The 12,888-nt window shown below is 66.3% G+C and carries 11 protein-coding genes; 3 read left to right on the top strand and 8 right to left on the bottom strand.

Features of this window, described 5'->3' with window-relative positions; translation table 11 throughout:
* Positions 1 to 51: 51 nt before the first annotated feature.
* Both KPB06_RS00310 and KPB06_RS00315 read right to left on the bottom strand, forming a co-directional pair.
* Positions 52 to 1,596 (bottom strand): methyl-accepting chemotaxis protein, encoded by a 1,545-nt coding sequence (locus KPB06_RS00310; protein ID WP_059582210.1) that lies wholly within the window; start codon positions 1,594 to 1,596, stop codon positions 52 to 54.
* A 411-nt stretch (positions 1,597 to 2,007) separates the two neighbouring features.
* Positions 2,008 to 3,552, bottom strand: coding sequence for a methyl-accepting chemotaxis protein (locus tag KPB06_RS00315; protein WP_275905255.1), 1,545 nt, complete (start codon positions 3,550 to 3,552; stop codon positions 2,008 to 2,010).
* Between the two features lie 311 nt (positions 3,553 to 3,863).
* Here KPB06_RS00315 and KPB06_RS00320 point away from each other — a divergent pair, with 311 nt between their 5' ends.
* Together KPB06_RS00320 and KPB06_RS00325 are read left to right on the top strand one after the other, a co-directional pair.
* Positions 3,864 to 4,082 carry a hypothetical protein gene (locus KPB06_RS00320; RefSeq protein WP_059582021.1) on the top strand — a complete coding sequence of 73 codons (219 nt, stop codon included), beginning with the start codon at positions 3,864 to 3,866 and terminating at the stop codon, positions 4,080 to 4,082.
* Entirely contained in the window at positions 4,079 to 4,639 is a 561-nt protein-coding gene (locus tag KPB06_RS00325; protein ID WP_104013321.1) for a GNAT family N-acetyltransferase, read from the top strand. Before KPB06_RS00320 ends, KPB06_RS00325 begins: the two co-directional genes overlap by 4 nt.
* A gap of 163 nt (positions 4,640 to 4,802) precedes the next feature.
* Here the strand turns inward: KPB06_RS00325 and pcaF are convergent, their stop codons facing one another.
* Positions 4,803 to 6,005 (bottom strand): 3-oxoadipyl-CoA thiolase, encoded by a 1,203-nt coding sequence (pcaF, locus tag KPB06_RS00330; RefSeq protein ID WP_099317975.1) that lies wholly within the window; start codon positions 6,003 to 6,005, stop codon positions 4,803 to 4,805.
* A gap of 227 nt (positions 6,006 to 6,232) precedes the next feature.
* Between pcaF and KPB06_RS00335 the strand changes: the two genes are divergently transcribed.
* Positions 6,233 to 7,021 (top strand): IclR family transcriptional regulator, encoded by a 789-nt coding sequence (locus KPB06_RS00335; protein ID WP_059582012.1) that lies wholly within the window; start codon positions 6,233 to 6,235, stop codon positions 7,019 to 7,021.
* An 18-nt stretch (positions 7,022 to 7,039) separates the two neighbouring features.
* Here KPB06_RS00335 and KPB06_RS00340 read toward each other — a convergent pair whose 3' ends face one another.
* The 5 genes from KPB06_RS00340 to KPB06_RS00360 all read right to left on the bottom strand — a co-directional run bounded on the left by KPB06_RS00340 (position 7,040) and on the right by KPB06_RS00360 (position 12,867).
* Complete coding sequence (locus KPB06_RS00340; RefSeq protein WP_060011277.1) at positions 7,040 to 8,110, bottom strand: PDDEXK nuclease domain-containing protein; 1,071 nt, start codon at positions 8,108 to 8,110, stop codon at positions 7,040 to 7,042.
* Between the two features lie 271 nt (positions 8,111 to 8,381).
* A complete protein-coding gene (locus KPB06_RS00345) occupies positions 8,382 to 9,497 on the bottom strand; it encodes a succinylglutamate desuccinylase/aspartoacylase family protein (protein WP_099317977.1) in 1,116 nt (371 codons plus the stop codon).
* A gap of 151 nt (positions 9,498 to 9,648) precedes the next feature.
* Complete coding sequence (locus KPB06_RS00350; protein WP_060011272.1) at positions 9,649 to 10,980, bottom strand: MFS transporter; 1,332 nt, start codon at positions 10,978 to 10,980, stop codon at positions 9,649 to 9,651.
* 56 nt (positions 10,981 to 11,036) lie between these two features.
* Positions 11,037 to 12,227, bottom strand: coding sequence for a M20 aminoacylase family protein (locus tag KPB06_RS00355; RefSeq protein ID WP_275905257.1), 1,191 nt, complete (start codon positions 12,225 to 12,227; stop codon positions 11,037 to 11,039).
* Between the two features lie 277 nt (positions 12,228 to 12,504).
* Positions 12,505 to 12,867: a DUF3331 domain-containing protein gene (locus tag KPB06_RS00360; protein ID WP_306427107.1), complete on the bottom strand. Its 363-nt coding sequence runs from the start codon at positions 12,865 to 12,867 to the stop codon at positions 12,505 to 12,507.
* Positions 12,868 to 12,888: the final 21 nt, after the last annotated feature.

The raw sequence follows: 12,888 nt of genomic DNA on the forward strand, positions 1-12,888 counted from the left end.
GCCGGTACCCCTCTCCGTCGCGCCCGCGTCACCCTTCCTCTCGTTCCGCGATCAGCGGAATACGTTCACCGCCTCCACCAAACGCGTCGCCTGCTGCTTCAGGCTTTCCGACGCCGCCGTGCTCTGCTCGACGAGCGCCGCGTTCTGCTGCGTGATGTTGTCCAGGTGCACGACCGCCTGGTCGACCTGCGCGACGCCCGTGCTCTGCTCGGCCGTCGACGAACTGATCTCCGCGATCAGATCCGACACGCGCTTCACCTGCGTGACGATGTCCTCCATCGTCTTGCCCGCGCCGTCGACGATCCGCGCGCCCGATTCGACACGCTCGACGCTCGCACCGATCAGCGTCTTGATCTCCTTCGCCGCGTTCGCGCTGCGCTGCGCGAGCGCCCGTACTTCGCCCGCCACCACCGCGAAGCCGCGCCCCTGATCGCCCGCCCGCGCGGCCTCGACGGCTGCGTTCAGCGCGAGAATGTTGGTCTGGAACGCGATGCCGTCGATCACGCCGATGATGTCCGCGATCTTGCGCGAGCTGGCGGTGATGTCGTTCATCGTCGCGACGACTTCGCTCACCGCCTGCCCGCCGCGCCCGGCCGCCTCGCTCGCGGAAACCGACAATTGATTCGCCTGCAGCGCCGTCTCCGCATTGCTCGACACGGTGGCCGTCATCTCGGCCATCGACGCGGCCGTCTGCTGCACGCTCGTCGACGCCTGCTCGGTACGTGCGCTCAGGTCGTTGTTGCCCTGCGCGATCTCGTTGCTCGCGCGCTGCACGTTCAGCACCTGCTCGCTGACGTCGTCGACGAGCCAGCGGAACATCAGCCCGAGCTGGTTGATCGTGCGCAGCGTCATGCCGATCTCGTCGACGCGGTTCATCCGCACGCCGCTGCGGCTTTCGCCGGTCGCCACGCGCAACGCCTCGTCGCGCAGTTCCCGCAGCGGCCGCACGATCTGTGCGTCGAGCCACAGCCCGGCCGCCGCCGTCACGCCGACCGCCGCACCGGCAAATGCCGCGAGCGCCCCGCCGGTCAACCCGCCCGCCCAGCCGGCGCCGATGACGGCCGGCGCCAGCACGCACAGCGTCGATACCAGCCGGGCTCGCACCGACATCGTTTGGAACAGCGACGCCACACGCAGTGCGCCCGTGCGAACGATCAATCCCTTGTGGAACCGGCGGCTGCCGGCCTTGCCTTCGCGGAAATCGCGATACAGCGCCTCGGCGGCCGCGATCTCGTCGCGCGTCGCCTTCGTGCGCACCGACATGTAGCCTTTCGGCTGCCCGTTGCGCATCACCGGAATCGCGTTCGCACGCACCCAGTAGTGATCGCCGTTCTTGCGGCGGTTCTTCACGAGCGCGGTCCACGGCTCGCCGCCCTGGAGCGTCGCCCACATGTCGGCGAACGCCTCTTTCGGCATGTCCGGATGCCGCACCACGTTGTGCGGCTGACCTTCGATCTCCTCGGGAGAAAAGCCGCTGACCTGAATGAATGCCGCGTTCGCGTACGTGACGTAGCTGTCGGCATCGGTCGTCGACATCAGCGTCGCATCGTCGGCAAATTCGAATTCGCGTTGCGTGACGGGCTGGTTGTTGCGCATGGTGTGGAGCTCCGGGTGGCGGATCTTGCGTCCGCTCGTCGATTGATTCGAGACCCCGCGCATGACGATCGAGTCGCATGCGTGTAAGTCGACTCCTGCGCTTTCGGCAAATTCGGCGAAAACATTATGCCGAATCCGGATAAATATGCATTAAACATGCATCATCGTGTTTTTGCCGAACAATATGTTCATGGATAAACGAATTGCCTTGTCGGGCAACGGTTTGCCGGCGATTCGTCTGATCATTCGACCTCGTGCATCCGGTCTGATTCAACGTGCGCCGGTAAAATCGGAAATACGAATATTTCTCGTTTTCCGCCATTCGATTCAATCCAAAAATCCGAATGAACGCTGTGCGCGACACGCCGGATTCATCGATCGAACCCGCACGTCGCGCACGCTTTTACGCCGTCACCTGAACACGTTCACCGCATCCACGAGCCGCGTCGCCTGCTGCTTCAGGCTCTCCGACGCCGCCGTGCTCTGCTCGACCAACGCCGCGTTCTGCTGCGTGATGTTGTCCAGATGCACGACCGCCTGGTCGACCTGCGCGACGCCCGTGCTCTGCTCGGCCGTCGACGAACTGATCTCCGCGATCAGATCCGACACGCGCTTCACCTGCGTGACGATGTCCTCCATCGTCTTGCCCGCGCCGTCGACGATCCGCGCGCCCGATTCGACGCGCTCGACGCTCGCGCCGATCAGCGTCTTGATCTCCTTCGCCGCGTTCGCGCTGCGCTGCGCGAGCGCGCGCACCTCGCCCGCCACCACCGCGAAGCCGCGCCCCTGTTCGCCTGCGCGTGCGGCCTCGACGGCCGCGTTCAGCGCGAGAATGTTGGTCTGGAACGCGATGCCGTCGATCACGCCAATGATGTCCGCGATCTTGCGCGAGCTGGCGGTGATGTCGTTCATCGTCGCGACGACTTCGCTCACCGCCTGCCCGCCGCGCCCGGCCGCCTCGCTCGCGGAAACCGACAACTGATTCGCCTGCAGCGCCGTTTCCGCATTGCTCGACACGGTGGCCGTCATCTCGGCCATCGACGCGGCCGTCTGCTGCACGCTCGATGCGGCCTGCTCGGTACGCGCGCTCAGGTCGCTGTTGCCCTGCGCGATCTCGTTGCTCGCGCGCTGCACGTTCAGCACCTGCTCGCTGACGTCGTCGACGAGCCAGCGAAACATCAGCCCGAGCTGGTTGATCGTGCGCAGCGTCATGCCGATCTCGTCGACACGGTTCATTCGCAGGCCGCGCCGGCTTTCACCGGTCGCGACGTTCAGCGCCTGCTCGTGCAGCCGCTTCAGCGGTTGCACGATCTGCGCGTCGAGCCACCAGCCGGCCGCGGCCGCCACGCCGGCCGTCACGCCGGCAAACGCCGCGAGCCCGCCGCCGGTCAACCCGCCCGCCCAGCCAGCGCCGACGACCGTCGGCGCCAGCACGCACAGTGCCGAATGAACGCGCGCACGCACCGACATCGTCTGCGCGAGCGACGCGACACGCAGCAGCCCGGTGCGGATCACGAGCCCCTTGTGGAACCGGCGCCGGCCGGCCTTGCCTTCACGAAACGCGCGATACAGCGCGTCCGCGGCTTCGCGCTCGTCGTGCGGCGCCTTCGTGCGCACCGACATGTAGCCGTGCGGCGCGCCGTCGCGCATCACCGGAATCGCGTTCGCGCGCACCCAGTAGTGGTCGCCGTTCTTGCGGCGGTTCTTCACGAGCGCAGTCCACGGCTCGCCGGCCTGAAGCGTCGCCCACATGTCGGCGAACGCTTCCTTCGGCATGTCCGGGTGACGCACCACGTTGTGCGGCTGGCCGACGAGTTCCTCGTTCGAGAAACCGCTTACCTGCGCGAACGTCGTGTTCGCGTAAGTGATGATGCTGTCGGCATCGGTCGTCGACATCAGCGTGACGTCGTCGGGAAAATCGAATTCCTGTTGGGTAACGGGCTGGTTGTTGCGCATGCAAGGCTCCGAAAGGCGGATCTATCGTCCGCGCCGCGCTGAATTCGCGCTCAGTAGCCGAAAAACGGTTGATCGCTTTACGACACTCTCGTCCTTACTGTCGGCAATTCACCGGAAAACCTTAATCCCGATGCGCATAAAATAGGCAATCGGGCGATTGCCATGATTTCGATCAAATAATCCGGCGATAATCGCCACGCTCGTTTATTTGTCTGTCTCGGAGCGCCGTACGGTTTGACAATGCGTGCGGCCGTTGCAAGTGGCGAAACGATCGGCCTATCCTGCTCCATTCCACCTGAATTCGAATTCTGATGAAAAAGGCATTGCATGAAGTGAATCGGCTGTCCTCGAATACGACGACGGTCGAGCATGACAGCCATACCGGCGATCAGGCCGCGTTTCTCCGCAACGGCGACGCCGCGCGGTTTCCGCAAGAACACGAACCGGACGGCCACCGGATGCTGCCGCCCGAAGGCATGCCGCGCCTGCCGGTGATGTACGCAATCGCCGCGCACCGGGTGGCAGCATGACCCGCCGCACCGCCGCCGAGCGCGACGCGCTGTCGGCCCGCCCGCTGGCCCGCGACGACGTGCCGCTCGTGTGGACCATCGACCGGCGCGAAATCATCGAACACCTGTACGTGCTGCGCGACGGCGCGCTGCATCTCGTGCCCGAGTTCTACGACGTGGCCGGCTGGCCCGACGGCGAAGCCGATCACTACACGCCGATCCTGCTCGACTGCCACGACCGCGGCGGCTGGTTTCTCGGCAGGTTCGACGGCACGCGGCTCGTCGCGGCCGTCGTCGTCGACAGCCGGCCGCTGGGCCCGCAGCGCGACATGCTTCAGTTGAAGTTCCTGCACGTGAGCCTCGATTGGCGCGGTTGCGGACTCGGCGAACAGCTCTATCGCGCGGCGCAGATGCAGGCACGTGCAATGGGTGCCGAGCGCCTGTATGTGTCGGCCACGCCGTCGCGGCGCACGATCGACTTCTACCTGCGGCTCGGCTTCACGGTCAGCACGGCGCCCGATCCCGAGCTTTACGCGCTCGAGCCCGAGGACATTCACCTCGAAGGGCCGACGACCTGACGGCCCGGTACGCGGATAGCGGCGCGTCTGCCGCGACTGTCGCAGGCCGATTAACGACGAAAGCGACGACGGGCGGCACGAGACAACTCGTGCCGCCCGTCATGGCGGAAACAGCGCGTCGGTGGAGCGGCGCGTACGCGGCCGCTTCACCGCATCGCGCCGGTCAGACGCGTTCGATCGCGATCGCGATGCCCTGGCCGACGCCGATGCACATCGTGCACAGCGCGAAGCGGCCGTTCGTGCGATGCAGCTGGTACATCGCGGTCGTCACGAGGCGCGCGCCCGATGCGCCGAGCGGATGGCCGAGCGCGATCGCGCCGCCGTTCGGGTTCACGCGCGGATCGTCGTCGGCGACGCCGAGCATGCGCAGCACCGCGAGGCCCTGCGACGCGAACGCTTCGTTCAGTTCGATCACGTCGAACTGGTCGATCGTCATCCCGAGCCGCGCGAGCAGCTTCTGCGTGGCCGGCGCGGGGCCGATGCCCATCACGCGCGGCGCGACGCCGGCCGTCGCGATCCCCAGCACGCGGGCGCGCGGCGTCAGGCCGAAGCGCTTCGCGGTTACCTCGTTCGCCAGCAGCAGCGCGGCGGCGCCGTCGTTGACGCCCGATGCGTTGCCGGCCGTGACCGAGCCGTCCGGGCGCACGACGCCCTTCAGCTTCGCGAGCGCTTCGAGCGACGTTTCGCGCGGATGCTCGTCGCGCGACACGACCACCGGATCGCCCTTCTTCTGCGCAATCGTGACCGACACGATTTCTTCAGCCAGCGTGCCGTCCTGCTGCGCGCGCGCCGCCTTCTGCTGGCTGCGCAGCGCGAACAGGTCCTGATCCGCGCGGCTGACGTTGTAGTCGACCGCGACGTTCTCGGCGGTTTCCGGCATCGAATCGACACCGTGCAGCTGTTTCATCAACGGATTGACGAAGCGCCAGCCGATCGTCGTGTCGTGGATGTCGGCCTGCCGCGCGAACGCGCTCGCGGCCTTGCCCATCACGAACGGCGCGCGCGTCATGCTCTCGACGCCGCCCGCGACCATCAGCGCGGCTTCGCCCGACTTGATCGCACGCGCGGCCACGCCGACCGCATCCATCCCCGAACCGCACAGGCGGTTGATCGTCGAACCCGGCACGCCCTGCGGCAGGCCCGCGAGCAGCAGCGACATGCGCGCGACGTTGCGGTTGTCCTCGCCGGCCTGGTTCGCGCAGCCGTAGATCACGTCGTCGATCGCCGTCCAGTCGACGTCGCGATTGCGCTCGACGAGCGCCTTGAGCGGCACCGCGCCCAGATCGTCGGCGCGCACGCCCGACAGTGCACCGCCGTAACGCCCGATCGGCGTACGGATCGCATCACACAGAAAAGCTTCGGTCATCAGTGTCTCCGGTCCCGTGAAAGGCTGGGAAATGAACAGGGCGCGCCCCTTGCATTGCCCGCCGGGATGCGCTTAAATGTTCTATATACGAACATAAGATCGTGTATCGAACGTTCAACGCATCATAGGGAGTGCGGGGATGCCCTGTCAAGCGCGCGGCGCGCCGGGCGGTTGGCGTGTCGGGCCCCATGCGCTATCTTCTCGGCTGCACGACATTCCAGGCCCTCATGACAACCGACGATATTCAGACGAAACCCGGCGATTCCTATGTACAGTCGTTCGCGCGCGGCCTCGCGGTGATCCGCGCGTTCGACGCGGCGCGCCCGGAGCAGACGCTCACCGAGGTCGCGTCGGCCACCGGCCTCACGCGCGCGGGCGCGCGCCGGATCCTGCTCACGCTGCAGACGCTCGGCTACGTCGAGGCCGACGGCCGGCTGTTCCGGCTCACGCCGAAGATCCTCGAGCTCGGCTTCGCGTACCTGACGTCGATGCCGTTCTGGAATCTCGCCGATCCGGTGATGGAGCAACTGTCGGAACAGATCCACGAAAGCTGCTCGGCCGCGGTACTCGACCGCACCGAGATCGTCTACGTGCTGCGCGTGCCGACCCGCAAGATCATGACGATCAACCTGTCGATCGGCAGCCGGCTGCCCGCGTACTGCACGTCGATGGGCCGCGTGCTGCTGTCCGCGCTCGACGACGCGGCGCTCGACGAAACGCTCGCGCAGAGCGGCATCCGCGCGCACACGCCGCGCACGATCACCGACATCGGCGAACTGAAGGCGACGATCGCGCAGGTGCGCCAGCAGGGCTGGGCCGTGGTCGATCAGGAACTCGAGGTGGGGCTGATGTCGCTGTCCGCGCCGATCCGCAACCGGCGCGGGCAGATCATCGCCGCGATGAACATCAGCGGCAACGCGCAGCGGCATACCGCGAAGCAGATGGTGAAGGAGTTTCTCGGCCCGCTGCAGCAGGCCGCGCAGACGGTATCGGAACTAGTGGCGCGGCGGGGGTGAGCGCGGGCGCGGAACACATCAGTCCGTATTCCGCGCTGCGCTGCGGGGCCTGATTTGCAACCGTGCCCGTTGCATCGCTTGCTGCAGCCGTTCGGTCAGCACCGCACGCGGCGGCAAAGCCGTCAGATACTCCGCCACGTGGATGCCGGACTTATCCAGTTCCAGCAGCTCGATCTGCTCTGATTTTTTTCCGGTGCAGAGAATGATTCCAAGGGGTGGCGCTTCATCAGCCTCCCGCTCGTGTCTGTCGAGCCAGCGCAGATACAGCTCCATCTGCCCCTTGTACGCGGCCTTGAACTCACCGACCTTCAACTCTACAGCGACCAGCCGCCGCAGCTTCCGGTTGTAGAACAGCAAGTCGAGATGGAAATCCTCGTCGTCGATCTGGATGCGCTTTTGCCTCGCGACGAACGTGAAGCCGGCACCCAGCTCCAGCAGAAAGGCTTCCATTTCGCGAATGATCGCGGTCTCCAGGTCGCCTTCCTGCCAGGTGTCGCGCAAACCCAGGAAATCGAGAATATATGGATCGCGCATGATGAGGCTGGGTGACATGCGTTGTGCATCCCGCATCGTTGCCAGCTCCGTGGCGATCAGCGCATCCGGCTTCCGTGAAAGCGCGGTGCGCTCGTACAACATCGAGTCGATACGCTCGCGCAGCGTCCTGACGCTCCAGCGTTCCACATTGGCCATCTGCGCATAGTAGTCACGTTGACGCGGGTCTTTCAGCGGAATCAACGCAATGAAATGTGTCCAGCTCAATTGTCGTATCAGCGATACGACAATCCGCTCGTCCGGAAAGGTCACGGCAAACTGCACCATGCGGCGAAGATTCTTCACGGCGAAGCCGCCGCCGTAATCTTTCGTCAACTGCGCCGCAAGCGTGGGAAGCACTTCCTCACCATAGTCGGCCCGTTTGCCCGCAAGGACTTCGACATGAACGAGCCGGCCAATGCGCCAATAAAGCATCGTCAGCTCGCTATTCACCGCGGATGCGGCGCGCTGCCGCGCCGCTTCGATCAAGGCGCGGATGTTCCCCAACAGGGTTCGTGTCGCGACGGGCGATGCGACGACAACCTTACGTCGGATCATGTTGTTGCCTCCTATGCGCCGCGGCCGCAATCGTCCGGTATCCGCTCGCGTGCTCCTCGAGGGCGCCGACATCGGCCCGCTGCCGAACCGTCGTCGCAGTGAAATAAAAAAACGGGCGACACAGGCCGCCCGCGAAAACTCCAATCGCTCTGCAACATCCTTCTTGCAAAACACGGAGCGAACTCCGCGTCGCTCAATTTACGGGCGCGCGCGCGTCCGATCAATTTGACGGGAACGAAATTGCGCTCCGAATCCGTCGGACACGGCGTCGTCACGCCCCCAGCAGCATCCCCTTTCGCACCGGCACCGTGCCCGTCACGCGCCCGAGCGGCGCGCCGGCCGTCACGAAGCGGATCGCGCGCCGCATGTAGAACACGCCGTCGGTCGCGCTCGAGATCGTCGTGACCGCATCCGTCAGCGGATCGACGATGTCGAACAGCGGATCGCCGGCGCGGATCATCGCGCCGATCGGCGCACGGTGCACGAGAATCCCGCTCACCGGCGCGTAAAACTGCTCGCTGCCCGCGAGCGGCGTGGCCGGCGCGGCCAGCGGCGGCAGCGGCGCGCGTTCGCCGCGCACCGCGCCGCACCAGACGAGATAGTCGACGAGCGCGCCGGCGTCGCGGCCCGCGTAGTCGTACGTCACGTCGCGCTGGCCGCGACACTCGACCGTCACGGCCACGGTACCCGTCGCCATCGGCGTGCCGGACGGCAAATGCGCGCGCAACCGTGACCACAACAGATGATGCGCGTCGTCGAACGCATTCCCGCCCGAATCCTCCGCGAGCAGCGACACCTCCGCGCCGAGATAACGCGCGAGCGGCTCCACGTCCGGCCACGCGGTGTCGCTCGTGTACACGTGCATCACCGCTTCGAGCGAGCAATGCAGGTCGATCACGACGTCGGCGTCGTGCGACAGCGTCAGCAGCGCAAGCTGCAGCGCATCGAATTCGGTGCGCGGCGCGATTTCATCGAGCGCCGCGCCGACGCATTCGCGCACGATCGCGCGATTGCGCACGCCGTCGTCGCCCAGCCGGTCGCGCGCACGCGCGGCGATCTCCGCGAGCGGCAGGAAGCCGCGATTGAAGTTGCGCCCGCTCGCGAGATCGAACCGGCCGATGAACTGCCCGAGCAGATGATGATTGAGGCCGACCGGGTTGGCCACCGGCACGAGCACGATTTCGGCCGCGAGCCGGCCTTCGGCGTCGAGTTGCGCGAGGCGCTGCTTGAGCATGACCGCGGCAAGCATCGCGGGCGTCTCGTCCGCGTGCAGCGCGGCCTGCAGGTAGATCTTGCGGCCGCAGTCGGCCGGCCCGAAATGAAAGCTCGTCAGCGTGCGCTGCGTGCCGATCGACGGCGACAGGAGCGGCGTGGTGCGAATCTGCATCGATGATCCTGAACCGATGAAAAGGGGAATCGGGAGAACGAGCCAGCGCGACGCTCGGTCGCCGTACGGGTTGAAATCGAAATACTGCTCCGCGATCCAGCGATGCGCGGGCGGTAGGCGCGCATGGCCGCGCCGCCACCCGCATCGCGCGTCAGTCCAGCGATTCGCGCGCCGTCTCGCGCAGCATCGCGACCGCGATCAGCGACAGCACCACGCATGCGGCCACGTAGCCGGCCGGTGCGAGCTTGCTGCCGGTCGTCTTCACGAGCCACGTCGCGATCAGTTGCGCGGTGCCGCCGAAGATCGTCACCGCGAGCGCATACGCGATCGAGATGCCCGTCGCGCGCACGTGGCGCGGCAGCGACTCGCACATCAGCGCCATTTCCGACGCCGAGCCGAGCGAATAGAACAACAGCATCAGCGCGGTCAGCGGCAGGATCACCGACAGCGTCGGATGATGGTTCATCAGCCAGAACGCCGGGAACAGCAGCGCGACCAGCACGCCGCGGCCGACGAAGATCGGCAGGCGCCGGCTGCCGAGCTTGTCCGACAGCCAGCCGAACAGCGGGCACGTGACCAGCATCACGCAGCCCGACGCGACGCCGACGAACATCGACAGCTTCATCGGCAGACCGAGCGTATGAATCGCGTAGGTCGGCATGTAGAAGGTCAGGATGTAGGTCGACACCGTGCCGCCCATTACCGTGAGCATCAGCAGCACCACCGTGCGCGTGTGCTTCGAGAACAGTTCGTGCAGCACGCCGCGCTCGATGCCGTGATGACGGTCGCCGGGCGCGTCGTCCGCGAGCCGGCGGCGCAAGAACATCCCGACCGGCGCGATCAGCACGCCGACGAGGAACGGCAGCCGCCAGCCCCAGCTTTCCAGCGCGTCCTTCGTCATCGTGTTCGACAGCAGCGCCGCGAACCCGGAGCCCATCAGCGCGGCGCCGCCCTGCGTCGCGAGCTGCCAGCTCGCGCGGAACCCGCGGCGCGACGTGCCGCCCTGTTCGAGCAGCGTCGACGTCGCCGCGCCGAATTCGCCGCCCTGCGAGAAGCCCTGCAACAGCCGCGCGAACACGACGAGCAACGGCGCGGCCACGCCCACTTGCGCATGGGTCGGCGCGATCGCGATCAGCCCGGTGCCGAGCGCCATCAGCATGATCGTCAGGTTCAGCGCGGCCTTGCGCCCCTTGCGGTCCGCGTAGACGCCGAGCACGACGCTGCCGAGCGGCCGCGTGAAGAAGCCGGCGGCGAAGGTCGCGACCGACAGCAGCAGCGACGTGGTCGGGTCGCTCGACGGGAAGAACAGCTTGCCGATCAGCACCGCGAAGAAGCCGTACACGGTGAAGTCGAAGAATTCCAGCCAGTTGCCGATCACGGCCGCGGCGATCGCGCCGCGTCGCGTGACGGCAGGCGCGCCGCGCGCATCGCCTTCGACGGCGCCCGTCGACGCGGGGTGCAGCGCGAGATGGTCTTTCTGCATCGCTATCCTCTCCTGTCAAAGCAGCCGGAAGCGCCGGCCGCACGCCGCCGCCGCGATCACTGCCCGAGGTAACGCTCGACGAGGCGCGTCCAGAACGCCGCGCCGATCGGCAGGTTGCGATCGTTGAAGTCGTATTTCGGGTTGTGCACCATGCAGCCGTCCTCGCCTTCGCCGTTGCCGAGCCGCACGAACGAGCCCGGCCGCTGCTGCAGCATGAACGCGAAATCCTCGCTGCCCATCAGCAGGTCGGTCTGCTCGACCACGTGCGCATCGCCGACGAGTTCGCGTGCGACCTGAGCCGCGAAGTCGGTTTCGGTATCCGAATTAATGACGACCGGATAGCCTTCGATGTATTCGACGTTCGCGGTCGCGCCGTAACTCGCGGCCTGCGTTTCGGCCAGCTCGGTGATGCGGCGCTTGAGCAGCGCGCGCACTTCCGGGCTGAACGAACGCACGCTGAGTTCGAGGCGCGCGCCGTTCGGAATCACGTTGTTCGCGGTGCCCGCGTGCATCGAGCCGACCGTGACGACCGCCGGCTGCGACGGGTCGACGTTGCGCGCGACGATCGTCTGCAGCGCCATCACGATGCTCGCCGCGACGACGACCGGATCGACCGTCAGGTGCGGCCGCGCCGCATGGCCGCCGACGCCTTCGATCGTGATGATCGCCTTGTCGCCCGCCGACATGAACGGGCCGCGCCGCGTGAGAAACACGCCCGGCGCCGCGCCCGGATGGTTGTGCATGCCGAACACGGCGTCGCACGGGAAGCGCTCGAACAGGCCGTCGTCGATCATCTTCTTCGCGCCGCTGTCGACGCCGTGCTCCTCAGCCGGCTGGAAATACAGGTGTACGGTGCCGGAGAAGTTGCGCGTCTTCGCGAGATGCTGCGCGGCGCCGAGCAGCATCGTCGTATGGCCGTCGTGGCCGCATGCGTGCATCTTGCCGTGCGTGCCGCTCGCATACGGCAGGCCGGTCGCCTCGACGATCGGCAGCGCATCCATGTCCGCGCGAATGCCGATGCTGCGCGCGCCGTCGCCCACGCGCAGCGTGCCGACGACGCCCGTCTTGCCGACGCCGCGCGTCACCTGCCAGCCCCATTGCTCGAGCTTGTCCGCGACGAGCGCGGCCGTGTCGTGCTCTTCGTATGCGAGTTCCGGATGGTGATGGATGTGGTGACGGATCTCGCGCAGCCCGCCGGCGGCGGGCATCAGATCCTCGACTTCGGTGAATCGGGTATCGGTGGTCATCAAGGGGCTCCTGCCGTTCGTCTGCGCACGCCGGGCGAGGCGTGCGGGAAAGCGAGCCACTATATCGAGCCGATATCGGTTCAATAAGATGCGGAATTTTTCACCGTGATAACGTTTTTTAATCAGGGTTAACGCGGCCTGACGGGTCACAACCGTGGCTTTCGGTCAGATACGGGTACGGCTTTCGATTAGATCCGGCTATGGCTTCCTCACGCATCGCTGAAACGCCCGTAACCGAAATCCCGTCCGAACGAAGCTTGCCCAAGTCTCGTAGACATCAACGATTCTCTTCCGCTTCGTGGAGCGCCGACGCAAGGATCATCGCGTCGGCATTGAGCGGCCTTGGGCGGCCACGGGGCTGATAGACGGCGTCACCGGGCAGGACCGGCCGGCCGCTGATCGCACACACCGCGCTGGTGCGAGCGCGAGTTGCATGCCACGCCTGATCGCCATACGAACAATGCGTCGAATCGTGCCATGCCATCGTTACCGCTGTCGCGCTCACGCGGTCGACGAACCTCACCGAGACAGTCCGCCGCTCCGCGGCGGTCGTCCGCAGGCGCAACCGACGTTCCGTCCGGTGTGCACACAACGACTCGCTCGAAGACGCGAACGATCGCGCATCGTCGCTTCGGCACAATTGGAGAAGCAGACCCAGCGT

The organism is Burkholderia semiarida (assembly GCF_029268935.1).
Classification (GTDB): domain Bacteria; phylum Pseudomonadota; class Gammaproteobacteria; order Burkholderiales; family Burkholderiaceae; genus Burkholderia; species Burkholderia semiarida.